The sequence below is a fragment of the Gluconobacter sp. Dm-44 genome, assembly GCF_018256175.1.
GTDB lineage: Bacteria > Pseudomonadota > Alphaproteobacteria > Acetobacterales > Acetobacteraceae > Gluconobacter > Gluconobacter cadivus.
In genome coordinates this window covers 237,830-261,502 of sequence record NZ_JAERLZ010000004.1, presented here as the reverse complement: position 1 = coordinate 261,502, position 23,673 = coordinate 237,830, and the positions used below count along the sequence as shown (strand labels likewise).

Sequence of the window (23,673 nt, the reverse complement as noted above, 5' to 3'; positions counted from 1 at the left end):
AGGCCTACCCTCCATCGGTAAGCCTGTGAATCACAACCTCTCGCTCAGTTCAATAAATTAATAGGTCCTGAGCCTAGAATATGATTATGAATTCTATTCACTAATCGTCAGAGACGGTTTTGCATCAAGAGTTTTATCCGTTACGTATCGGTATTATTGGTGCGGGCCGAAACGCTCTTTGGGGCACACATGACGACGCTGCCGACAACTGGCTTACGAGGCCTCTATGAGGCCAGATTGAATCTATCAATTCAGTCGAGGGAGCGGCGTGGGCGAGAGACTCTCGGGGAGAAGCCCGATATGGGGATGCAGTTGCTACACCTCGACGGAAACTGAAGTTATCCCTAAACAATATGATCATGCTCATGAAAAAGGCTCATATATGTCTCGCGAGAATTTTAATGATCTGATCGCGTTTCTGGCCGTAGCGCGCGAAAAAAGCTTTACGCGCGCTGCTGCTAAGCTGGGTGTTTCGCAGTCCGCGTTGAGCCACACGATCCGGCTATTGGAAGAGCGCCTTGGTTTGCGACTGCTGACACGGACCACGCGAAGTGTGACGCCTACGAACGCGGGTGATTATCTTATCCGCAACATTGGCCCGCATTTCGATCAGATTGAAAGCCAGATTGCCTCTTTGGCCGAATTGCGTGACGCGCCAAGCGGTATGATCCGTGTCACCGCGACTGACGATGTCATTGCCTATCTCCTCAGACCAAAAATGGAGCAGTTTCTTAAAAAATATCCTGACATAAAAATCGAGATCCATGCAGATCTGAAGCTTGTGGATATTGTCGCCGAGCGCTTCGACGCCGGAATTAGACTGGGCGAGCAGGTGACCAAGGAGATGACTTCGGTGCCTCTCACGCCGGATATTCGTTTTGTTGTTGTCGGAACGAAATCCTATTTCAGGAAAAATCCCAAACCGAAGGTTCCACATGATCTTCTGAAACATCGATGCATCACGATGCGTCTGCCAACACATGGCGGGATCTATGCATGGGAGTTTGAAAAGGACGGTCGGGACGTCAGGGTCCGCGTTGATGGTCCTCTGATATTTAACAGCATCTTTCCTGTGCGGGATGCCTGTCTGGACGGGCTGGGTCTGGCGCATATGCCGGAAATGGTTGCGGAGAAATATATTGCCGATGGGCGTCTGGTAAAAGTGCTTCAGGATTGGTGTCCATACTGGACCGGATATCATCTCTGCTTTCCCCAACATCATCAAAATTCCATGCCATTTTCGCTCTTTGTCGAGGAAATGGGTTATGAGGCAGGCACCCCTTCGGTTTCATGAGTAAAATCGAAGATCGTATGCAGATATGAAGGGCTAATCGTGCCGGTAAAGAGCCCTTACATTAGGAATGTGCGGCCACATGTGTGTCAAATATGAACGGGAAAATATCATGAAAGCGATTTATCCTCTCGTATGTGCTATTGCCATGACCGCGGCAGGTCAGGCAGTGGCAGCACCGACGCTTGAACAGGCAATCCATTCTCCCACACGCGATGCCCGGTTTGTGGCGCGTGATCCCATTCGGCATCCTCTGGAGGAATTACAGTTTTTCGGTTTGCGTCCGAATGCCAGCGTTGTCGAAATATGGCCGGGCGGAGGGTACTGGACGCAGATCCTGGGGCCATATCTGCATGGTCAAGGCGTCTATACGCTGGCTCTTGGTCCGGAAGATGGAAAAAGTTCCGCCTTCAGCAAGATGGTGGCCGCTCACCCTGAACTCAAGGAAACATTCAGGGCAACGCAGTTTGACAGCGGCCATCTCGATTTTGTCGCGCCAGACAGTGTCGATTTTGTCCTGACTTTTCGCAATCTGCACAACTGGATGGAAGCCGGTAATGCGCCGCAAATGCTTGCAGCTATTTATCGGGCTTTGAAGCCGGGTGGTATATTTGGTGTCGAGGACCATCGCGGCCATACAAATGCGTCGCAGGATCCGCGTGCGGAAGATGGATATGTCCGTCAGTCTTATGCGATCGCGTTAATTGAAAAAGCAGGTTTCAGGCTGGTGGGATCGTCGGAGATCAACGCCAATCCGCGTGATACCGCCAACTGGCCGAAGGGCGTGTGGACATTACCGCCGACCTTCGCGTTAGGGGACAAGGATCACGCCAAATATGCCGCCATCGGGGAGGGGGATAACTTCGTCCTGAAATTTCAGAAAATCGACCATTAAAAATCCGGAGACTATCCATGAACAATAATGTTGCAAACAAGATCGTTGTCATTACGGGGGCCAGCAGTGGTCTCGGAGCAGAAGCCGCCCGGCATCTTGCGGCATTGGGGGCGACTGTCGTTCTGGGAGCACGGCGTGAAAGCCGGATCAAAGTCCTTGCTGACGATATTGTGGCCAAAGGCGGCAAAGCTTTGGCGATCGAAACGGATGTGACGGACCGAGCTTCGGTTCAGAACCTGATTGATACGGCTGTCAAGACTTACGGTCGAATCGACGTTCTGCTCAATAATGCAGGTGTTATGCCTTTATCCCCGCTCGAAAAACTGCGCGTTGACGAGTGGGATCTGATGATTGATGTCAACATCAAAGGCGTTCTCTATGGTATTGCAGGCGCGCTTCCACACATGAAAGCGCAGAAAAGCGGCCATATCATTAATGTATCTTCAGTTGCAGGCCATCGCGTTCTGGAAAACAGTGCAGTTTACTCGGCCACGAAATTCGCGGTTCGTGCGCTGTCCGAGGGATTGCGGGCTGAAGTGAAACCCTACAACCTGCGTACGACGGTCATTTCGCCGGGAGCGGTTCAGTCTGAGTTGCTCAATGGCGTTCATGATGAGGTGACTGCGGAGCAACTCAGGAATTTTGTTCCTGGTATTGCGATCAGTGCAGACTCATTTGCCCGGTGTGTCGCTTTTGCGATCAGCCAGCCGGAAGATGTGGATATCAACGAAATTCTTTTCCGTCCCACAAAGCAGCAGATATAACATAGCGCTGACAGCGCGGATCACAATTCAGATGGGCCGTGTCCTGAAAAGGGCACGGCCTTTTACATGCATTCAAGAAAAACCAATAAAACAGTCCTTTATCGGGACGGGGCTGACCTCTATGCGCTTTTGATCGGCCGGTACGCAACGGTCATTCATGAATATTATTCATGACTATGCTCGTTTTATAGTGTCTAGTCTGAATGTTCTCTATTGCCTAAATTCCCTTATCAACTCTGCCGGTCACCATGAGTAACGTTCGTGGACGCACGAGAATCATGTTTCAGGCGGCGGTGGTTTGCGGATTTTGCGCGTTATTTTTCAAAATAACCGTGCTGGTGGATCGTCCTGATCTTGAGGTCTAATGGATACTCTCTCTCAAACATTTTCTGAAACGAGCCAGGCTTCTGATACCCCCTCAGGATCCTGGGGGGCTGTGCTCGCCATGTCTCTTGGCGCTTTCGCGCTTGTTGCATCGGAGTTTATGCCTGTCAGTCTTCTGACACCGATTGCAGCGGATCTACATATCAGCGAAGGGCAGGCGGGTCAGGCCATTTCGGTCTCTGGCGCATTTGCGGTCCTGACCAGCCTTTTCATTTCCGCATTGGCAAAGGGGATCAATCGCAAAACACTGTTGTTGACCCTGATTGGGATGATGATTGTTTCAGGAATAGTTGTTTCTCTGGCGCCGAATTACGTCATCTTCATGCTCGGACGGGCGATGATCGGCGTGGTGATAGGGGGCTTCTGGTCAATGTCCGCCGCAACGGCGATGCGTCTTGTCGAAGATCAGCATGTTCCTCGCGCGCTTGCCATCCTGAATGGCGGAAACGCTCTTGCTACAGTTATTGCGGCACCTGCGGGCAGCTTTCTCGGTGGTCTGATTGGCTGGCGTGGCGCTTTTTTCTGCGTCGTGCCTGTGGCTGTCGTGGTTTTCGTCTGGCAGCTTCTCAGCCTTCCGTCGATGCCCAGTGAACGCCATCACCAATCTGCAAGTGTATTCGCTCTATTGACGCGCCCGGTTGTAAGAATGGGGATGATTGCCGTCAGCCTCTTCTTCATGGGACAGTTTACGCTCTTCACCTATGTCCGGCCGTTCCTTGAAGATGTGGCTCATGTCGATGTGTCCACGCTGTCCCTAATCCTTTTGCTGATGGGAATTTCCGGCTTTATTGGCACCGTGCTGATCGGAAGCGTGCTGAAGAAGAGTGTCTACCCCGTTCTGATTGTTACTCCTCTTCTCATGGCGCTTCTGGCGCTCGGGCTTCTTGTTTTGGGACAATGGATTGTTGTCTCTGCCGTAATGCTGGCGATATGGGGCCTGTTTGCGACATCCGCCCCTGTGGGATGGTGGACCTGGCTCGCCCGGACGCTCCCGCAGGATGCGGAAGCAGGAGGCGGCTTGATGGTCGCTGTCGTCCAGCTGGCCATTACGTTGGGAGCAACCTGTGGAGGAATCCTGTTCGACGGGATTGGATATCAGGCGACCTTTGCAGTCAGTGCGTGTGTGCTTGTGCTCGCATCCCTGCTGGCTTTGTTGACGATGAGGCTGGGCCGCCAACCATAATTTTGCGGGTATTCAGGCCGGGAAACTGACCAAGCCCAACATTTTCGAACGACATACAGGAACAGTGACCATGGATATCAAGCGCATTGGATCGCAACCCTCTGTGAAGGGCCCCGCCGACTGGTTTACCGGGACGGTTCGCATCGATCCCCTGTTCAATCCACCCGAGCCTGCACAGGTGACGACAGCACTTGTAACGTTCGAGCCTGGTGCTCGAACCGCATGGCACACCCACCCGCTCGGGCAGACCCTGATCGTTACGACTGGATGTGGTTGGGTGCAGCGCGAAGGCGGTCCTGTCGAGGAAGTCCATCCCGGCGATACGATCTGGTTTGCGCCGGGCGAGAAGCACTGGCATGGCGCGGCAGCGACTACGGCGATGAGCCATATTGCCATTCAGGAAAAGCAGAACGGTTCTCCCGTCGACTGGCTCGAACATGTTTCTGACAACGAATATAACAACGGGGCCTTGTCGGACTCTTGACATATTCTGACGTGCAGGTTTGAAGGCCGGGATGTTTGGACGGTGTATGACGCCGATCCATGAATGATTTTCATGACCATAAGATGTTTTTTGGGGATTATTCTCTGAGTGGGAAGGATCTATCCTGAAAACAGTCCATAAGGTTTTTTATTGACTCAAGAATTCCGGCTGATGCCTGCCACGGGAAGCAAAGCGAGTATCGGCTTCATTGCGTCCTGAAAACAGAAACCTGATTAACTGTGCCTGATAATGAGGGGCTGATGGAACTGACGATCAATGGTGTGCAGCACCACATCGATGTCGAGCCGGATACCCCTCTGCTGTGGGTGCTGCGTGACGACCTGAAAATGATGGGTACCAAATACGGGTGCGGCCTCGCGCAATGCGGTGCCTGCACGGTTCTCATTAACGGGAATGCCGTCCGGTCCTGCGTTACTCCGGTCGGTGAGTTGGGTTCTGCGGCAATCACGACCATTGAGGCGATCGAGCAGGACGAGATCGGCCAGCGGGTTGTTGCTGCATGGATCAGGCATCAGGTGCCTCAATGCGGTTATTGCCAATCCGGACAGGTCATGGCGGCGACATCGCTGCTCAAACAGACCCCGCATCCTACGGACGACGATATCAGGGCGGTCATGGTCAATCTCTGTCGCTGTGGAACCTATAATGCCATCAGTGCCGCGATCCATGACCTGGCAGGAGACGTAGGGCAGGAAGGAGCGAAGAAGTGAGGAACGCTCCATTCGATGCGATGGCAATGAGTGACGTTCCGGTCAATCTCTCCCGGCGTCGCTTTATGCTGTCTTCGGCGGGTATCGCGGCAGGAGCCTTTGTTCTCGGGCTGGGCGTGCCCCAGCGGAGTGCGCGTGCCGAGGCAACGAAACTGCGTGGTACCAAGGTTCCGGCGTTTCTGGAAATACGGCCTGACAGTACGGTGCGGCTTCAGAGCCCCTTTGTTGAAGGGGGGCAGGGTACATTCACGGCCATGGCCCAGATCGTCGGTGAGGAACTGGATGCCGATCCGGCCACCTTTGTCGTCGAGAACGCTCCTCCGGGTGACGCGTATGTTGTCATGAACAACGGGATGCGCATCACCGGCGGCAGTATGTCCATTCGGAACGGCTATTCCGCGATGCGCCGGCTCGGGGCATTGGCTCGCGAGATGCTGCTACAGGCAGCCGCACGGCAGTTTGACGTACCTGTAGAGGAACTGACGACGCAGCCTGGCCGGGTGATTCATAAGCCGTCCGAACGCTCGATTGCCTATGGGGAGCTGGCTCACGCAGCAATGAGCTTGCCGGTGCCGGATCCCGCCACTGTCAGGCTCAGGGAGCCGGGAGAATTTCGCTGGATCGGTGCGCCGGTCCCGCGCGTGGATGTCCACGACAAATCGACGGGCAAGGTGGTCTATACGGTTGATGTCAGCCTGGCTGATATGCTTCATGCGGCCGTTCAGCACGCGCCCCGGCTTGGCATGACCATCCAGACAGTCCGTAATGAAGACCAGGTTCGGGCGATGAAAGGGGTGCATTCCACGCATCGTCTTCCGGGCGCATTTGCGGTGGTGGCCGAACGCTGGTGGGACGCAAAGCGGGCGGCCGAGGCCGCTCTGATAGACTGGCAAGAGCCTGGACCGGACACGACGATGCGGGTCATGCCTGCCGACTTTTCGACGGAAGCTTTCCGGAAGGAGCTGGCTGATGCACACGGCCCCGGTGAGGATGCGGAAACCAGAGGCGATGTGGTCCGGGGGCTGAAAAATGCCCATACGGTCGTGGAGGCGACCTATGCAAGCCAGTATGTGAATCATGCACAGCTCGAACCGCCGTCCGCGTTAGCCCGTTTCAATCCTGATGGCGCGCTGGAGGTCTGGGTGCCCAATCAGGCGCCGGACATGTTCCGTGCGGACATTGCCAAACGCACGGGCCTGCCCGTCGAAAAAATTATCATTCATTCCCAGATGCTGGGTGGATTTTTTGGTCGTCATTTTCTTTACGAGACAGCCAGTCCCTATCCACAGGCGATTACGCTGGCAAAGGAAACCGGCCGTCCTGTTAAGCTGATCTGGAGCCGTGAGGAAGAATTTCTGCGCGATACGCTGCGACCGATGGCGGCAGTACGGTTTCGCGGCGGACTGGATAGGAACGGCATTCCCGTAGCTCTTGAGGCCGTCAGTGCGACTGAAGGTCCAACAGAAGGCCTCAACAACAAGCGCGGCGACAAGCTGGATGACAGCGCTCTCGAAGGCCTGACCGGAAAGTCGTACGACATCCCTGACCGACGGATTGCCCAGCATTTTGTCAAAAACCCCGTGATGCTAGGTTACTGGCGTTCCGTCGGGAACTCCATGAATGATTTTCTCTATGAAACATTTCTGGACGAGCTTGCGGACAAGGGACATCAGGACCCTTACGAGCTTCGATTACACCTGCTCCGGGCCAACAGGCGCCTGACGACTTTGCTTAAGGCGGTTGCAGACCTGTCCGGTGGCTGGAAGCGTGGCCCGTTTACGGCGGCGGATGGTTCACGCCGCGCACGCGGGATTGGCATGGCGTCCCCTTTCGGGTCTGAAGCTGCGGCGATTGCGGAAGTATCGCTCGAAAACGGGCGTGTCAGGGTGCACGAGGTCTGGGAAGCCATCGACCCCGGAAAGGTCGTGAACCCGGCGATTGTGGAAGCGCAGGTCAACGGAGCCATAGCCCTCGGACTGTCTCAGGTGCTTCTTGAAGAGACTGTTTACGAGAACGGTATGCCGCGCGCGCGGAACTATGATGGCTACCCAATTCTCGCTTTGAATCAGATGCCTCGTGTGCATGTGAAGATTGTCGAGAGTGGCGAGAAGATGGGCGGCGTCGGGGAGCCTCCGCTGCCTGCCATTCCGCCCGCGGTGGCGAACGCGGTTTCGACCCTGACCGGGCGGCGTATCCGAAGCATGCCGCTGTCACGTCATGACTTTGCAAGCTGAGACTTTGATCGTCGTCTGGCACGTCCCGCGTGCAGCAGAAAGAGTGCGGAACTGAACATGACTAACCGCCTGAAGAAAATTTTCGCAGTCGTGATCCCTGCGTCGGCTGTTCTGGCTGCGGGAACGGCATGGTTCGTGACCCGTCTCCCTGCGTCGTCCTTTGAGAAAACCGGTTCTCAGGGGGAGCCGTCGGTGCAACTCGTGGCGCGAGGGGAGTATGTCTCCCGTCTGACGGATTGCGTGGCCTGTCACAGTGTGCCGGGTGGGGCAGCCTATACCGGGGGCCTGAAGATGGTGACGCCGATGGGCGCAATCTTTGCAACCAACATCACGCCTGACCGTGAGACTGGGATCGGTGCCTATACGCTGGCGGATTTCGACAGGGCGCTTCGTTCCGGTGTGGCAAAGGATGGGCACCGTCTTTATCCGGCCATGCCCTATCCGTCCTATGCCAAGCTTTCTGACGATGATGTCAAAGCGCTTTATGCCTATTTCATGAAGGGCGTCCCGGCCGTTCATCTGGAAAACCGGAAAAGCACGATCCCCTGGCCGCTGAACATGCGCTGGCCTCTGGCTTTCTGGAATGTGGTTTTTGCCCCGTCAGACGTTCATCGCCCGGACACGTCGAAAGATGCCCAATGGAACCGGGGGGCCTATCTTGTTGAAGGGGCGGGGCACTGCGGGGCCTGTCATACGCCGCGAAGTCTGGCCTTCAACGAAAAGGGGACAGACAGTCATAGTGCGGCTTTTGTCTCCGGCGCTCTGATCGATGGCTGGTTTGCGCCCAGCCTGCGCAACGATGCAAACACGGGTCTGGGCCGGTGGAGCGAGGACGATGTCTTCCGTTTTCTCAAGACCGGCCGGAACGACCATGCTGTTGTGTTCGGCTCCATGACAGAGGCTTTCAACAACTCGACGCAGTTTTTCTCGGATGATGATCTGCGGGCAGTGGCACACTATCTCAAGTCTCTGCCTGGCAACGCGCAACGTGACGGAACGCCGTGGCAGTATGAGCCGACACAGGCCAAGGCACTCCAACCCGCCGGACGGCAGGGCATCCCCGGTGCGCAGACCTACATGGCGAAGTGCAGTTTCTGTCATGGGGCGGATGGACGCGGGCAGGGACAGTGGGTTCCGCCATTGGCGGGAGCCGCCTCATCTCTGGTGCCGGACAGTTCCTCTTCCATCAACGTTACACTCAACGGGTCTGGTCGTGTCGTCGCGGCCGGTGTGCCGGATTCCTACCGAATGCCGTCGTATCGTGAACAGCTTTCCGACGGGGACATTGCGGATGTGCTGACCTTTGTCCGTTCGTCGTGGGGGAATCGTGGTGCTTCTGTCACTGCAGCAGAGGTCAAGACGCTACGGAAGAAAACCCGTCCAGCAGACAGTGGTGTCGTTATCCTCAAAATAAATTGAACCTGTCCTGACCGGTTTTAGATCGTGCAATCAGGTAACGTGCCTGTATTGAGACAAAGCTGTGTGGAAAGAGCCGATTTCCGTTCCGCACGACGTCCGCATCGGAGGTACTTTCGGGAGTAAGTGGAATGCAGGTTAGATCATCACTCCCATAAAACCAGATAAGAGAGACGTTATGACAAAAATAATACCGGTTTTATTCATTTCTATTTTGGAGACGTCTTCTTTTTTCGTTCCCGCATCTGCGGTCGGACAGCGTCCGGCTCTTGAGGATAAAGACATATTGAAAATGGCTTCAGCTGCGCGAGACGCTCTTGCACGACAGCATATTGAAGGTTGCATCGTGATTGCCGATCCTGACGGCATGCCCCTCTATGTCCAGCGTCAGGTCGACGCGACCCCGAACTGCCTTGCATCCGCTTTGGCAAAAGCAAAATCAGCGGCTTTTTTCAAAACAGACACAAATACTGCTTACCAGAGCCTTCTGAAAGGTGAAGTGCATAATCTGGCAGTTCCCGATTTATCCTCCAATCCTGGCGGTCTTCCGCTTTATGTCGGCAAGACGATTGTTGGTTCTATCGCAATCAGTACCCCTGATGGCGAGAAAGATATTGCTGTAGCGCACGCTGCTGCCAGTGCATTGTGACGATATTCAGGATTTTGTCAGGCACGCAGGAACATGGCCTTTAAAGCACATTCACTGATGCTTGATCCTGTCGAACCATCATTTTCTGTCATATGGCGGGTTGTTACCTGAGGAGGGAAACATCGTGCGTTCCACACAAAACGGCCTCTCTCGTCGCCAGCTTTTGGCAGCCTCCCTTGCACTTCCCGTCATAGGAAGTCTTCCGGGTATCGCGCGTGCCGCAGGGCTTCTGACGTCTACTGATTTCCATCAGCTTTGCGTGGTTCTGACGGGAAAGGACAATTTCAATCCTGAATTTTCCAGGCGGATACTGAAAGCCCTTACCCAAAAAGACAGTAACTTCCCTGTCAGAGCGAACGATTTGAGAGAGTCCCTGAAAGCCGCCGACCTCACGGATATGTCGAATTTCGCCAGTTATGCCCAACAGAATAAAGACCTCGCCTCCGTGGCGCTGAGCATTATTTCCGCCTGTTATCTTGGTTACACCGGTACGCCGGCAATGGACGCAACTCCGGCCGTCGGTCATCCCGTAGATGATGCAACATTCATTACCTATGTCGGTGCGTTGATGTATGCGCCTACAAAAGATACGACCGTTATTCCAAGCTATGCCAGAGGACGCACAAATTATTGGGTGAACCCTCCGTCTGCCCAGAATGCCGGCTAACTTCTGTTTCAGGTAAATATAAAAATGACCATTCAGTATGATGCAGATGTTATTGTCGTTGGTTCAGGGGCGCTTGGAAGTAATGCTGCCTATGAACTTCTGAAGCATGGCAAATCGGTTATTGTTCTGGAATCCGGACAATCAATACCGCGCTGGAAAATTGTCGAAAATTTCCGCTCTTCTCCCCGTAAGGGCAATCATAACGATCCGTATCCCAATCAGCCCTGGGCTCCGACCTCTTTTTCCCCGGGCTATATCGAGAACACTGGAAACTTTAAATTTCTTCCAGGAATGTTGCGTTTGGTTGGAGGAACCACCTGGCATTGGGCCGGAGCAACATGGCGGTTCCTGCCCAACGATATGAAACTCAAAACCCTTTACGGTGTGGGGCGCGATTGGCCGATCTCTTATGAAGACCTCGAACCCTACTATGGACGTGCCGAGTTCAACCTTGGCGTTGCAGGCAGTGATACTCAGGATCAGTCCGGTCAGGGCAGCAACCACCAGTTTCCGGCACGATCAACGCCCTATCCCGTTCCGCCGGAAGCCGAAACCTATTACTTTCAGCGGCTCAAGGCCCGTCTGACGCCTGAAGGTTTCAATTTCATCCATGAACCCAACGCCCGGACCAACCAGCCTTGGGATGGGCGCCCTGGATGTTCAGGGAACAACAACTGCATGCCTGTCTGCCCCATTGGCGCCATGTACTCTGGAGATGTGCATGCCAGACATGTTCAGGCGCTCGGAGGAAAAATTATTGAAAATGCAACGGTCTTCAAGCTTGAGAAGGGGCCTGACGGTAAGATCGTGGCGGCTCACTACAGAACGTCCGAACACAAGGATGTCCGTCTGACAGCGCGCTACTTCATCATTGCCAGTAATGGACTTGAAACACCCAAGCTCCTACTCATGTCCGACGTTGCCAACGCTTCCGATCAGGTGGGCCGCAACCTTATGGACCACACAGGGATGGGGCTACAGTTTCTGGCAGATGAACCCCTATGGCCAGGACGTGGCCAGGTGCAGCAAGGGGGAATTTTCAACTGGCGTGATGGTGATTTCCGACGTGAACACTCAGCCATCAAACATGCGCTGACAAACACAGTGCCTAATCGAGCCATTACGCAGCATTTGTTGTCTCAGGGCATCGTAGGGCCCGAACTGGATGAAAAAATCAAGGACTGGGCTGCACGATGGGTCGATATTTCAACGGTCTTCGAACTCCTGCCGAGCCCATCCAACCGGATTCAGCCGTCCACAACCCGCAGGGATGCCCTCGGTATTCCCACCATGACCATTCACTACGACACAGACGACTATATTGAGAAAGGCGCTGTTGTCGCCAAGGCAGACTACGCGAAATTCGTTGCGGGCATGGGAGGTACTGTTATCAACGACAATACCGGCTGGCAGAACCGGGACCACATCATGGGTACTGTCCTGATGGGGGACGATGCGAAAACATCTGTCGTAAACGGCGAATGTCGGAGTTGGGACCACAGCAATCTGTTTATGGCAACCACCGGCGTGATTCCGGCCTGCGGCGTTGTGAACCCCACACTGGCTGGTGTCGCTCTGGCCATCAGGTCAGCAGACATTATCGCAAAGGAAGTCTGAGCCATGCCTCGCTATCTTGCACCTGGTCTCGGTCTTGTCATCCTTACAGCGATTCCCAGTCTGGCTATGGCGCAGGCCAGTACGGAAGATCTCGTCAGGCAGGGGGCGTATATCGCCCGCGCTGCGGATTGTATGGCCTGTCATACCAATCCTGGCGGCAAATCCTATGGCGGTGGTTATGTCATCTCCTCTCCGCTCGGGGACATCATCGCGACCAATATTTCGCCGTCCCGGCAGTACGGGATCGGAAACTGGACGGAAACCCAGTTCTCCAGGGCTGTGCGCGAAGGTATCGCGCCTGAAGGTCATCTTTATCCGGCCATGCCCTATACGGCATATTCGGGGATCAGCGATGCTGATATTCATGCCCTGTATCTCTATTTCACGAAGGGCACCAAGCCTGTTGATTTACCTCCGGAAAGGCACACTGCTTTGCCATTTCCCTTCAATCAACGTTGGTTGATGGCCGGGTGGAATCTTCTGTACTCAACCGGTAAACCTATGTCAGCCGCTACAACAGCAGCAGGCGGCACACAGCGGGGAGAGTATCTGGTTAAGGTACTGGCCCATTGTTCAACCTGCCATACACCGCGAAACATCGGCATGTCGGAAGATCAGAGCCGTTTTCTCGCTGGCGCTGATCTTGGTGGCTGGCATGCGCCCAACCTCACATCCGACGCCATAAGTGGCCTTGGCGGCTGGAGCGACGACGAACTCAAGTCTTATCTTCGAGACGGCGCTGCTCACGGTAAAAGCCAAGCGGCCGGGGGAATGGCCGAAGCGGTTGAACACAGCCTACGGCATCTTAACGATGCGGATCTTGATGCGATTGTCCGGTATCTTCGGACCGTCAAGCCTGTAAGAAACCCGAACCAGAGCCGTCCCGGCTTCAGCGTTACAACTGGGAAACCTGTCGATCTGGCTGTTCTTGATGCTCCTATAAACCGCAGTCCCGATGCCCTGGCGAACGCTTCCAGCATCAATGGCGCGGAGCTTTACACGGGAGCCTGTGCTTCATGTCATCAGCTTAACGGACAAGGGACACATGACCAGTTCTACCCGTCATTGACCTCAAATACCGCAGTGGGTGGCCCAACGGCCCAAAATCTGGTGATGGCAATCCTCAAGGGCGTGAACCGTGCGACGAATAACGGTACTGTCACGATGCCTGCGTTTGAAAAACAGCTCAACGACGCGCAGGTGGCATCCGTAGCGAATTATGTTCTTCAGCGCTTTGGAAATGACGCGATCCACGTCAATGCAGCGGACGTCACGCTTCTTAAAGAGGGGGGAGCCAAGCCTTTCCTTGTTCGATATGCCCAGATTGCTGCCATAGGCGGTGTAAGCATCATGGCCGTTTTGGTTTTTGTGATCCTAATGATTATCAGGCGCAAAAAACGCAATTCCAGTAAAAAATAACCGTGTCTGGAGAATTATGTATCCATAATCGTCTGGTCCAGAGTGACATACAACATGTTCGGAAAATATCACTTTCGATACAAAAAGTTGATGCCCTCTGGTTAAGACAACATCGGACAATGCGCTAAGGCACGACGTCTCTTGAGTTTCTCATATGACTCTCAATGCGCTTGTGGTGTTTGTATATCGGCCTATTGTACCTGACAGGCTTCCCGCAAAATCTCCGTCCCGACAGGTAGAATTCTATATCTTTCTCTTCCAGAGTATCTGAAGCCGAATGTCATGATACCGTTCACATTTTTATCAAAAGTGGATTTTCTATTTAAATTGTATATTATAGTATCCTAATGCATGGATTTAGCATATTTAGGTGTTTTGTGGGCAAAATCGATTGTGTTGTTTCAGTCATTATCCCAGCATATAATGCTGAAGATTTTATCGAGCAAGCTGTTCATTCTGTTCTGAAGCAGACGATGAGTAATTTTGAGATAATTATTGTTAACGATGCATCTCGTGATAAAACTAGAGAAAAATCATTAAAGCTTTGTGAGCTTGATGAGCGCATCATATATTTTGAGAATGCTAAAAATCTCGGGGTTTCAGAGTCAAGAAATTTCGGAATCAGAAAATCTAAAGCAAAATATATAGCAATACTTGATTCAGATGATTTGTGGAGAGAAGACAGACTATCAATAATGATCGAGCATATGGAAAAAAATAATCTTGATATGCTTGCGGATCAGCTTGTTGTTTTAACCGAAAATTCGCGAGAGAATGCATTTTCTCCAGAATGGATGAAATACAATAAATATATAAACATATTTCGTTATATGTCTATGGATTGGCCAGGTTTACAGAAAACTATGCCTTTATGTTATATGAAGCCCGTTTTCCGTAAGGAATTTATCTTAAAAGAGAATATTTTTTACGATAAAGAATTGAGCATTGGCGAAGACTCTCTGTTTTATTCATGTATGGTTGTAGCTGGAGCAAAATTCATGGTTATTCCAGATGCTCTTTATTTTTATACAGTTAGAGATGGATCTCTTTCAAAGATAAATCTACCTGCGCTACAGTTGATGAAAATACCAAAAAAAATAATGGAATTCTGTATATCGAGAAATATAGTAATTGATAGAAAAATTCAATTTGCTATAAATGCGAAATATCAATCATATCTTTTGAAACATTCAATTGACCTAATGAAAAATAGTTTTTATAAAAAATCTATACTAAATTTAATGAAAATACAGATTGGTACGTATGTAAGGTGGGCGGTTTATTTTATAAAGCTTTCTTGCAGGAAATTTTTTATTTCATCAGGGTTTAAATTTGGAACAAGAAAAGAAATTACCCCGCCATTTATATCGACTTTAAGACGCATGTCGTAGGCTTGCGCTTTATAACCAAAGCATGAGAGTGGACTGGGGAATAGAGGGCTGAGCATCTGTCGTAGCTGGTTGCTGCCGTCGTCAGTCCTTTATACTCCCGAACATAATTCCGACCGGTTGCGTCGTTGATATTTTTCTCTTGTTGTATTTTATGAATTCTCGACGTTGCTTCCTGTAGTTGTGTATTGTCTAGTTACACCCGCGCTGACCATTACGGTTCAAAAAATAGTCTCGCCCAACACTTAGTCGTCATCAAGCTGAGAGTGGCCATGATTCTCGGGAAAGAGTGCGCGCAGACTCTCCATCCACCAATCAGTTGCCAAGAGTGATTGCTTATCTCCAACCGCTTTATTGATTCTGAAGTGGTTTCCGTAAATAAATCAACGAAATGTTTGCGGGTACGGGTGCGCCATTTTAACCGTCATCTCAATGATTTTACACCATTCTCGATACTGGTTTGGGCGCAAAATACTCAATATAGCGAACGCTAGGGCCTGTTATGGCTTAATCCAGTCTGCTGCGGCAGCGATGTGGATGACGGCGAGGAACGATATTGCTGTTTTTTCGTATCTGGTTGCGACAGCGCGCCACTCCTTGAGGCGAGCTCAGAGATTCTCAACGAGATGCCGGCACCGATAGACCCATTTTGGGCAGGCGACCGCCCCATCGCGTCGTTTCGCAGGAATGGCGGGCCTGGCTCCCATGTCCCATATCCGTTCATGAAAGGCGTTCGACGCGTGGCCCTTGTCCGCCACGACCCACAGGGGGATGGCGGGAAGACTGTCGAGCATGGCTGGTACCAGGGGCAGTTCATGAGCCTGTCCGGGGGGCAGCGCAAAACCAAAGGCTTTTCCATGTCCATCAGCGATCACGCAGACTTTCGTACCATAACCGCCGCGAGAGCGGCCAAGTGCTTCACGATGGTCTCGCTCTTCGAAAGAGGCCCCTTTTTTTGGACTCCCGCCGCTTTGTGGTGAGCCCTGATGTTCGTGCCATCCAGAAAAGTCATTCCGAACGCCACTCCGTGTTGTTCCTGAACCCGTTCGAGCAGGCGTTCCCATACGCCGAGTTTCGCCCAGCGGATGAAAAGCTGTGCTGCCCGCCACCACGGACCCAGTTCAGCGGGGATACTCCGCCATTTCGCGCCATTCTCATGGCGCCAGAAAATCGCTGCTATCGTGCGCCGCAGATCATGGGGCGGCGTCTTGCCTCGTGGGCGAACCGCCTCAATCAGAGGTTCCCAGATCGCCCATGTCTCGTCCGTAAAAGTGCCTGTTCCGTATCCTTCTTCCATCCCTACAATATGGGAAGCATTTCAAGATCTAACAGACCCGAGAAATATCGACATTTCGACGGCATGACTCATTTCCAATTGTGGGAAAAGAAACGCTTAGCTATTGAGAAAATTCGCCATATATGCTATGTTTGGTATGCTGGTGTTTATGTATAAGTACAAACCAGCCGAGCGCAAGCTATAAAATCAAAAAACAAAATTGGATATTTATTGTGAGCAATCGCATATTTAAGCACGCTTTCATAATTATATTTTTATCGAGTGTCCCTTTGGGGGTAACAAAAGCCAATGCTGCTACAAGTGATAATATTATTGAAAATTATAAAGATTCCAATGGGAAAATACGTCCCATAACCATGGAAGCAAAATTGGATTCATCCAATGTGCCCGTTGTGGAGAATTACAAAGACAATAATGGAAAATGGAAAGAAGTATTAATTACTCAGCAAATTTGTGGTCTAGATGAAAATTCTCATCCAATATCTTGTGGGTCTGATGGGGTTGATAGTTCTGGTAATATAAATTCTCCAATATACTCGCCTATGGTGAATAGTACGGTCGCAAACCTTACAAGCACGGGAGTAAATACCCCAATTCTTTCAATTGGTGGCAAACAGTCTTCTTACGCTTTGCCGGGACAAAATTCTGATCCTTACGTTCCTCCTCACGCACTTTGGCTGGGATCTCAACGAGCTGGAGCGAGTACATCGTCTGTTGCAACAGACAATCTTGGTACGGGCTCATCTATTGTTCTGCGTGGGCGTCCTGATGGGTTTATGGACCTTGGTTGCCTGACGTGTACGGTTACTACTAATAAAAGCGTATTTGATACTCGCGCAGGTTTATCTACAAACCTCACAAGTGCATCAAACATTGCGAATGATCCATCTTTCGATACGGTCGTTCATTATGATCAAACGGGAAATGACGAGCCTGTAATCGTGGTAAAGGGTGTAACCTATGACGCGACGCATATCTTTTTGCCATCGGGATCGCCGCTAGATACTCAGCAGATTGCCCGAATTCACCCCAATATGTACATAACCACAAATTCCATCTCGAGTGATGTTTCACAGCAAAACAATACAACTACAGATAGCGGTTTACAGAATCCTTCTGTCGGTGGTTCTATAAATAATCATAACTATTTTGTTTCGACTGTTTCGTCAGTTTCCCCTGATGGAAAATCGATTACAGTCAATGGTTGGGGAATCATGAATGGTAATAATACCGGCCATCCTTGGAAAACCAATGATATTCCAACATCGAATTATGACACTGTACGGAATAATTTTGGTCAAGCGGTTGCTATGATCGGATCCCCGACACAGACTGGCGGCAGAAATCTTTACATGACTTTTGATCCTGTTGCCAATCCTGATAGTCTTATAGACTACCTTAATGGCGACGAACTGGATCTTCACTACAACGGAGATAAATCTAATGAAGCGACGATGCGTGGTATCGTTATAGCTTTTGACTGTGAAGGCTCCGCTGCGCCGAGTTCTGGAGTGTGCTATCATCCTACTTACGATAGCGTAGGGTTGGAAATTAACGGAAATAATCTGCCTAACGGTATCAAAAACACAGTTTCCGGATGGGCCAACGAGTACAAAGGATATAATTTCTACATTCCGGGGTCTGAAGCGCCGTCTCTTGGAAAAAATAATTCCCATACTTCTTTCGAAACGAGAACACCCACATCGATCGGCACAAATGTGCTCGTAACCCGTTCTTGGGTAACACAGAATGATGCTGCTACGTCTCCAATATGGTCAGATTACCAAGTTAATTTGGGTCTAGTAATCGACGGAAAGCAATGGGATAGCAGCGCAAATACTGGTACAAATATGGGTATGATTTCATTTAATTTCAATAGTGCCAATCTTGGAGGCGTTTGCCTGATTGGCAATAATACAGCTAGTGGAGACTCCAATGCACCCGGCTTGTGTGTGCGTGGTAATGGAGATGTCTGGAGCGCGGGGGCATTCCGTCTCGCCAACAATAGTCCGTTGATGGGGGCCAGTTCTTCTGGAAATAATGGCATTGGCGCAACCCTGGCTCCCGACGATTCAGGAAATTGGAACGTTGGAACCCAGGTTTCGGGCGGGGGAAATATTAAGGGTGTTAATACGTATTTTGGTACCGTTCTTCAGGTTCCGTATATTGAAGGTGTATCGCTAATACGGACGGGCACTAATCAGTCCTTAGACGATATTAAAAATTCCTCACATGAAGTAAGTGATCGTGTTTGGTGCAATGATTGCCTTAATGTTGACCAAGCGGCCGGTGGTGGGAGTGGTCGATGGATTTTCATGGATAATAAAAATACTTGGCGCAGTGATGATGGCGCTGTTGCTGCACACTAGGCTTTATTGACAAAAATTCTATTTAGATGAGCTTTTGTATGATTCCAAACTTCTCTTAATGAAGAGTAGTGAATACGTTTTGATCAGGTGGTGGAAGGGTGGTCAATCTATCGGCAACCCTCTGTCGTTTGTTTTTATTTGCCCACGGCCGATGATGAAGAGCTTTTTGATCCATCAGATACTGCTTCGTGTTGGTGGATCAAAAAGGAGGACGTCGAAAACCGTTAGAGTATGACGGGCAAAAAATCCGTTACGCGAACTTTGGCAGCAACTGCAAGGCAAGCCGACAGGCTGCGAGATCCCATGCGGCACAGCCGACGCTTTTGAAGAAGATTGGCTGGCCTAGCGGTTGCTTTCCCCGCAGACAATCGGCAAGAGCAACAACGTCTGGCCAGTTTTTTCCAGCCTGAATAATATCCCCTGCTTCATGGGGCGCTCCAACAGGATCATCGACGACGCAGAGACTGTTCAGGACAACATTGGGGCCAATCTCGATCATATCCGGTCGATACGCGCCCACACCGATAACAAGTGTCTCCGGCGAAGCCTGCCCATCGAACAGGATTTTCTGGCTGCTGGTGACGGAAATAACAGCATCATACTGATTTTCAGTGTCGCGTTCGGCCTGAATTCGAAGGGCGGGATATGGGCCTTCTATCAACGACATGATGCGCTGCGCGTTTCTTCCCCGTATTGAGACTGAAAGGCCCGGGTAAAATTCATTCAGCGCTTCAAGATGAACCCGTGCCTGTGCCCCGGTTCCGATAAGTAAAATGTCTTCGAGGCGTTTTGGACGAAAACAGGACAGGCCGAGCATTGAAATTGCGGCTGTACGTCGTTCAGTCGCGCTAATGCCATCCAGGGCGAACAGAAAATGTCCGTCCTTGGCATCCAAGCACGTTACCTGCCCCTGAAGGGTTGGCAGATCTGTATTCTCCGGGAAAATGGTCAACAGCTTGTGGGCGATTAGATCAGGGCCACAGGCCACCATCGACAGCACGCTTCCGCGTTGATCGGCTGTTGGAACGACGAGGCGTTCCGGGCAGATGATTGTCCCGTCCCGGTATTCTGTGATGGCTGTCCTGAGCGCTGTGATCAGCGGTTGAAAGGGGAGAGCCTGTCGTGTTTCATCGGCTGAAAGAATGCGCATGGAAGCTCCGGAACGGTGTCAGGAAATCAGAATTCTCTTTCAGGATCCGAGGCGTGCGACCAGTGTCATTTCAACTTTCCAGGCCGGGTCCGCCAGACGTGCCTCTACCGTGGCACGGGCAGGCTTGGCACCCTGATCGAGCCATGCGTCCCATGCCCTGTTCATAGCGCCAATCTCGGAAATATCCGTCAGGAAGATCTGTACGGAGACGATGTCGCTTTTCCGGCTGCCGACCTGTGCCAGAAGGCTATCAATCTGATGGAGGACGTTGGCAGTCTGCCCTTCCGTGTCCAGAGTTTCGTCGGTTGTCACCTGACCCGCGAAATGGATCATGCCATTGCAGATAACGGCGCCGCTGAGGCGCTCGTGAGGATCCAGACGTGTGATCGACATTGCTGATAATCCTAATGTTCGGGGAAAAGGGCGTTTTAGAAAATGATTGCTGGTAGCGTCATGACGTCCTGCAAATAGGCGTCATAGAGACTGCGAAAGACTGGTCCGGGAATCCCACCGCCAACGCTCACGCCATCCATTTCGATAACGGGAACGGCGATCGTCGAGGCACTTGTGTAAAAGACTTCCGTCGCGCCCAGAACGTCCGCCTTTGAAAACGGTCGCTCCGCGATTGTCAGACCATGACGTTTGGCAATTTCAATGATTGTCCGGCGCGTAATGCCCGGCAGGATATCCTGGGAAAGATTGCGCGTAATCAGTTCGTTGCTCGCACTGACGATGAATGCGGTCGAGGAAGCGCCTTCGGTGATCTCGTCGCCATCCAGCATCCATGCTTCGTTGACCCCAGCCTGCTTAACGGCGTGCTTGGCCATGACCTGCGCCAGAAGCGATGTGGACTTGATGTCCCGTCGCGCCCAGCGCAGATCGGGCACGGTAATGATCCGCCCACCGGTTTCGATGACCGGATTGGACTGAACCCGTGAGAATTGTGGAAACATCACTACGGTCGGTTCAAGGCCCTCGGCATATTGGAAAGCTCGCTCTGCTACGCCGCGACTGACCTGAATATAGATCAGCCCGTTACGCAGTTCATTGCGCCGCATCAGTTCGGTTTCAATCCCGGTCCATGCTTCAATGCTGAACGGATTGGCAATTCCGATCTCTGCCAAAGAACGCTCCAGACGCTGGAGATGGTGGTCGTTATCCACAAGACGCCCCTCGATGACAGCCGTCACTTCATAGACGCCATCACCGAAAAGAAACCCGCGATCCATGACAGGAATGACGGCATCCCGAAGAGGAACGAATTCCCCCCGTACGAACCCGATACGGTTGTCGACAGTCGACACGATCCCTCCCTTGCAAGCCGGTCTGTTGAGATCCTGTATAAAAGAAGTTTCCTGCACTGGCATATCGGATATCCGGACCTGCTATTCACCGGCGTGATACCGCCCGGCAACTGCCGATAGAGCAGACACTGGACGCACCAGCGCATGCCATGGAGTATTTTTCGACCCGATATCACTCGTAGAACAGGCAGGCGACCCTCATGGAGCATTTTGATCTCATTCTGAAAAACGGGACTGTCGTTACTTCCTCGCAGGAACGTGCCGATATCGGCTGTCGAAACGGCAGGATCGTCGCCATCGGAAATCTCGGCCGCGCAGAGGCAACCGAAGTCATCGATTGTACCGGCCTGCACGTATTGCCGGGTGTCATTGACCCCCATGTCCATCTGCGCGAGCCGGGAGATGCCAGTGTCGAAACCATCCATGATGGCACGAAAGGTGCCATTCTTGGCGGCGTCACGGCGGTTTTCGACATGCCCAATACGGCTGAGTCGGTCGTTTCCAAAGAAGTTCTGGATCGCAAACGCGCCATGATCCCGGGCAAAAGCTGGTGCGACATCGGGCTTTATGTTGGCGCGACAAAGAAGAATATCGAGACACTGGATACGCTCGAAGTTCAGGATAATGTCTGTGCCATCAAGGTTTTCGCCGGGTCGTCGACGGGCGATCTTCTTGTGGAAGACGATGCCAGCCTCGAAGCTCTGATGCGGAACGGAACCCGCCGCGTCTGCTATCACTCGGAGGACGAAACGCGTCTTCAGGAACGCAAAAAACTCTTTTCTGTCGGCCAGCCCTATCGCATGCACATGGAATGGCGGGACGTCGAATGTGCGTTTCTTGGTACCCGTCGCCTGATGTCGCTGGCGCGGAAAACGGGACGCAAGACGCATATCCTGCATGTCTCCACTGCGGAAGAACTCGCCTATATGCGCGATTTCAAGGATATCGGAACGGTCGAGGTTCTGGTCAATCACCTCACGCAGGTTGGCCCAGATGTTTATGATCGCCTTGGGGGTTATGCGATCATGAACCCGCCCATCCGTGACCAGCGCCACTACGATGCATCCTGGGCGGCGGTCAATGCAGGTGATGTGGACTGCATCGGCTCCGATCACGCCCCCCATTCCCGTGAAGCCAAGGAACGCCCTTGGCCGCTGACTTCTGCGGGTCTGACGGGTGTGCAGACGCTTGTCCCCATCATGCTGGATCACGTAAATGCCGGCCGTCTGCCGCTTGAGCGGATGGTGTCGCTGATGTCTGCTGGTCCCGCGCGCGTGTATGGGGCGGTCGGGAAGGGGCATATTGCTCCGGGCTATGACGCGGACTTCACGATTGTCGATCTCGCGCATCGCCGGACGATTGAGGAGAGCTGGATCACGTCTCCCTGTGGCTGGACCCCGTTTGCAGGGACGTCCTGCACCGGCTGGCCTGTCATGACGGTCATTCGCGGTCAGACCGTCATGCGCGAGAACGAAATCATTGGATCGCCCCGCGGTGCGGTCGTGTCCTTTTTCTGACCCTCAGGGCTCTTTGGGAAGATCGGTCACAACCTCGCGGACGCGCTCCAGAAAAAAGCGTCCAAGCCGCGAAAGAGAGCGGTTCTCGGACCATATTGCATACGCGGCAACGGGAATGGCCGGTGCAAAGGGGCGGCTGACGAGTTTGAAGCGCCCCGACGAGGCCGTTAGCGGGTCCACGATTGCGACCCCCGCATTGGCCTCCGCAAGCGTACAGGCTGTGTTGGCGTAGCGGACTTCGGCAGAGAAGGTGAAACCCTCGTCTTCCTGATCGAACGCGGCTCGGGTCGCTTCCCCAAGTTTTGTGCCGGATTCGAGCGCAATGAAGTGATAGTCCCGCAGGTCCCAAGGCCGGATCTGCCGCTTTTCGGTGAGTGGGTGGCCCGGCGGCATGACACAGACCATTTCTCCGCGATACAGCACTTCCGACGCCAGTCCCGGCTTGCCACTGAAGCCGAGCGCAAATCCCAGTTCCGCCTTGTGGCTTTCCACACTGTTGACGACGCCTTCATAGCGCCGGACATCGAAATACGTCCGGATTTTCGGCCGAAGGGACTGCGTGCGCTGGATCGCCGTTGCGAGCATGCCGTAGCCGATCGGCGGCGTGGCCACGAGCCGGAGCTGCCCCGCGCGGCTGTCCCGGAGATCCTGAATCCGGCCTTCGAGCCGTTCATGCAGATCGAAGATTGCCTCCGCGTCATCCACGATGATCGTGGCTTCAGGTGTGGGGTAGATCCGATTGTTGACCCTTTGGAACAGGGCGAAGCCCACCTGATCCTCCATCGTGCGGATGGCGTTGCTGATCGCAGGCTGTGACAGCCCCAGAACGCGCGCGGCTGCAACGGTTGTATTATGGCGAATGATTGCCCGGAGAATCTCGATCTGGCGCAGGTTCATCTATAAGTTTTTTGAAT

The 23,673-nt window shown here is 52.5% G+C and carries 19 protein-coding genes and 1 pseudogene; 15 read left to right on the top strand and 5 right to left on the bottom strand.

Annotation, left to right across the window (positions count from 1 at the left end):
* The first annotated feature begins 268 nt into the window (after window positions 1-268).
* The 13 genes from JK213_RS07595 to JK213_RS07535 all read left to right on the top strand — a co-directional run bounded on the left by JK213_RS07595 (window position 269) and on the right by JK213_RS07535 (window position 15,125).
* Window positions 269-1,294 carry a LysR family transcriptional regulator gene (locus JK213_RS07595; RefSeq protein ID WP_349291793.1) on the top strand — a complete coding sequence of 342 codons (1,026 nt, stop codon included), beginning with the start codon at window positions 269-271 and terminating at the stop codon, window positions 1,292-1,294.
* Window positions 1,295-1,403: 109 nt separating this feature from the next.
* Window positions 1,404-2,186 carry a class I SAM-dependent methyltransferase gene (locus JK213_RS07590; RefSeq protein ID WP_194262595.1) on the top strand — a complete coding sequence of 261 codons (783 nt, stop codon included), beginning with the start codon at window positions 1,404-1,406 and terminating at the stop codon, window positions 2,184-2,186.
* A gap of 17 nt (window positions 2,187-2,203) precedes the next feature.
* On the top strand, window positions 2,204-2,950 hold the full coding sequence (locus JK213_RS07585) for an SDR family oxidoreductase (RefSeq protein ID WP_194262596.1): 747 nt from the start codon (window positions 2,204-2,206) through the stop codon (window positions 2,948-2,950).
* Window positions 2,951-3,395: 445 nt separating this feature from the next.
* Window positions 3,396-4,517 (top strand): MFS transporter, encoded by a 1,122-nt coding sequence (locus tag JK213_RS07580; RefSeq protein ID WP_194262706.1) that lies wholly within the window; start codon window positions 3,396-3,398, stop codon window positions 4,515-4,517.
* 70 nt (window positions 4,518-4,587) lie between these two features.
* Window positions 4,588-5,001 (top strand): cupin domain-containing protein, encoded by a 414-nt coding sequence (locus JK213_RS07575; RefSeq protein ID WP_194262597.1) that lies wholly within the window; start codon window positions 4,588-4,590, stop codon window positions 4,999-5,001.
* 257 nt (window positions 5,002-5,258) lie between these two features.
* Entirely contained in the window at window positions 5,259-5,732 is a 474-nt protein-coding gene (locus JK213_RS07570; protein ID WP_194262707.1) for a (2Fe-2S)-binding protein, read from the top strand.
* Entirely contained in the window at window positions 5,729-7,966 is a 2,238-nt protein-coding gene (locus tag JK213_RS07565; protein WP_211571325.1) for a xanthine dehydrogenase family protein molybdopterin-binding subunit, read from the top strand. The genes JK213_RS07570 and JK213_RS07565 overlap by 4 nt, the downstream gene beginning before the upstream one ends.
* Window positions 7,967-8,023: 57 nt before the next feature.
* Window positions 8,024-9,385 (top strand): cytochrome c, encoded by a 1,362-nt coding sequence (locus JK213_RS07560; protein WP_194262598.1) that lies wholly within the window; start codon window positions 8,024-8,026, stop codon window positions 9,383-9,385.
* A 175-nt stretch (window positions 9,386-9,560) separates the two neighbouring features.
* On the top strand, window positions 9,561-10,031 hold the full coding sequence (locus JK213_RS07555) for a heme-binding protein (RefSeq protein WP_194262599.1): 471 nt from the start codon (window positions 9,561-9,563) through the stop codon (window positions 10,029-10,031).
* 61 nt (window positions 10,032-10,092) lie between these two features.
* A complete protein-coding gene (locus JK213_RS07550) occupies window positions 10,093-10,698 on the top strand; it encodes a sugar dehydrogenase complex small subunit (protein ID WP_194262600.1) in 606 nt (201 codons plus the stop codon).
* Window positions 10,699-10,722: 24 nt separating this feature from the next.
* Window positions 10,723-12,315 carry a GMC family oxidoreductase gene (locus JK213_RS07545; RefSeq protein WP_194262601.1) on the top strand — a complete coding sequence of 531 codons (1,593 nt, stop codon included), beginning with the start codon at window positions 10,723-10,725 and terminating at the stop codon, window positions 12,313-12,315.
* 3 nt (window positions 12,316-12,318) lie between these two features.
* Window positions 12,319-13,734 carry a c-type cytochrome gene (locus JK213_RS07540; protein WP_194262602.1) on the top strand — a complete coding sequence of 472 codons (1,416 nt, stop codon included), beginning with the start codon at window positions 12,319-12,321 and terminating at the stop codon, window positions 13,732-13,734.
* Window positions 13,735-14,111: 377 nt separating this feature from the next.
* Window positions 14,112-15,125, top strand: coding sequence for a glycosyltransferase family 2 protein (locus JK213_RS07535; RefSeq protein WP_194262603.1), 1,014 nt, complete (start codon window positions 14,112-14,114; stop codon window positions 15,123-15,125).
* A 497-nt stretch (window positions 15,126-15,622) separates the two neighbouring features.
* Here JK213_RS07535 and JK213_RS07530 read toward each other — a convergent pair.
* Window positions 15,623-16,419: pseudogene (locus tag JK213_RS07530) on the bottom strand (IS5 family transposase).
* A 212-nt stretch (window positions 16,420-16,631) separates the two neighbouring features.
* On the opposite strand from JK213_RS07530, the gene JK213_RS07525 reads away from it, so the two are divergent.
* On the top strand, window positions 16,632-18,788 hold the full coding sequence (locus tag JK213_RS07525) for a hypothetical protein (protein WP_194262604.1): 2,157 nt from the start codon (window positions 16,632-16,634) through the stop codon (window positions 18,786-18,788).
* 250 nt (window positions 18,789-19,038) lie between these two features.
* On the opposite strand, the gene JK213_RS07520 is transcribed toward JK213_RS07525, so the two are convergent.
* Genes JK213_RS07520 through JK213_RS07510 form a run of 3 tightly spaced genes read right to left on the bottom strand, consistent with a single transcriptional unit; the run spans window position 19,039 to window position 21,242 of the window.
* Entirely contained in the window at window positions 19,039-19,938 is a 900-nt protein-coding gene (locus JK213_RS07520; RefSeq protein ID WP_194262605.1) for a delta(1)-pyrroline-2-carboxylate reductase family protein, read from the bottom strand.
* A gap of 39 nt (window positions 19,939-19,977) precedes the next feature.
* Window positions 19,978-20,331, bottom strand: coding sequence for a RidA family protein (locus tag JK213_RS07515; RefSeq protein WP_194262606.1), 354 nt, complete (start codon window positions 20,329-20,331; stop codon window positions 19,978-19,980).
* Window positions 20,332-20,366: 35 nt separating this feature from the next.
* Complete coding sequence (locus JK213_RS07510; RefSeq protein WP_211571323.1) at window positions 20,367-21,242, bottom strand: D-amino-acid transaminase; 876 nt, start codon at window positions 21,240-21,242, stop codon at window positions 20,367-20,369.
* 200 nt (window positions 21,243-21,442) lie between these two features.
* Here JK213_RS07510 and JK213_RS07505 point away from each other — a divergent pair, with 200 nt between their 5' ends.
* Window positions 21,443-22,759 (top strand): dihydroorotase, encoded by a 1,317-nt coding sequence (locus JK213_RS07505; RefSeq protein ID WP_194262608.1) that lies wholly within the window; start codon window positions 21,443-21,445, stop codon window positions 22,757-22,759.
* 3 nt (window positions 22,760-22,762) lie between these two features.
* Here JK213_RS07505 and JK213_RS07500 read toward each other — a convergent pair whose 3' ends face one another.
* On the bottom strand, window positions 22,763-23,656 hold the full coding sequence (locus tag JK213_RS07500) for a LysR family transcriptional regulator (protein ID WP_194262609.1): 894 nt from the start codon (window positions 23,654-23,656) through the stop codon (window positions 22,763-22,765).
* Window positions 23,657-23,673 lie beyond the last annotated feature (17 nt).

Excerpts from the sequence above, each read along its gene's own strand:
- JK213_RS07590 (WP_194262595.1), top strand. The coding sequence starts at position 1,404 with ATGAAAGCGATTTATCCTCTCGTATGTGCTATTGCCATGACCGCGGCA.
- JK213_RS07585 (WP_194262596.1), top strand. The coding sequence starts at position 2,204 with ATGAACAATAATGTTGCAAACAAGATCGTTGTCATTACGGGGGCCAGC.
- JK213_RS07580 (WP_194262706.1), top strand. The coding sequence starts at position 3,396 with ATGTCTCTTGGCGCTTTCGCGCTTGTTGCATCGGAGTTTATGCCTGTC.
- JK213_RS07575 (WP_194262597.1), top strand. The coding sequence starts at position 4,588 with ATGGATATCAAGCGCATTGGATCGCAACCCTCTGTGAAGGGCCCCGCC.
- JK213_RS07560 (WP_194262598.1), top strand. The coding sequence starts at position 8,024 with ATGACTAACCGCCTGAAGAAAATTTTCGCAGTCGTGATCCCTGCGTCG.
- JK213_RS07555 (WP_194262599.1), top strand. The coding sequence starts at position 9,561 with ATGACAAAAATAATACCGGTTTTATTCATTTCTATTTTGGAGACGTCT.
- JK213_RS07545 (WP_194262601.1), top strand. The coding sequence starts at position 10,723 with ATGACCATTCAGTATGATGCAGATGTTATTGTCGTTGGTTCAGGGGCG.
- JK213_RS07540 (WP_194262602.1), top strand. The coding sequence starts at position 12,319 with ATGCCTCGCTATCTTGCACCTGGTCTCGGTCTTGTCATCCTTACAGCG.
- JK213_RS07520 (WP_194262605.1), bottom strand. The coding sequence starts at position 19,938 with ATGCGCATTCTTTCAGCCGATGAAACACGACAGGCTCTCCCCTTTCAA.
- JK213_RS07515 (WP_194262606.1), bottom strand. The coding sequence starts at position 20,331 with ATGTCGATCACACGTCTGGATCCTCACGAGCGCCTCAGCGGCGCCGTT.
- JK213_RS07505 (WP_194262608.1), top strand. The coding sequence starts at position 21,443 with ATGGAGCATTTTGATCTCATTCTGAAAAACGGGACTGTCGTTACTTCC.
- JK213_RS07500 (WP_194262609.1), bottom strand. The coding sequence starts at position 23,656 with ATGAACCTGCGCCAGATCGAGATTCTCCGGGCAATCATTCGCCATAAT.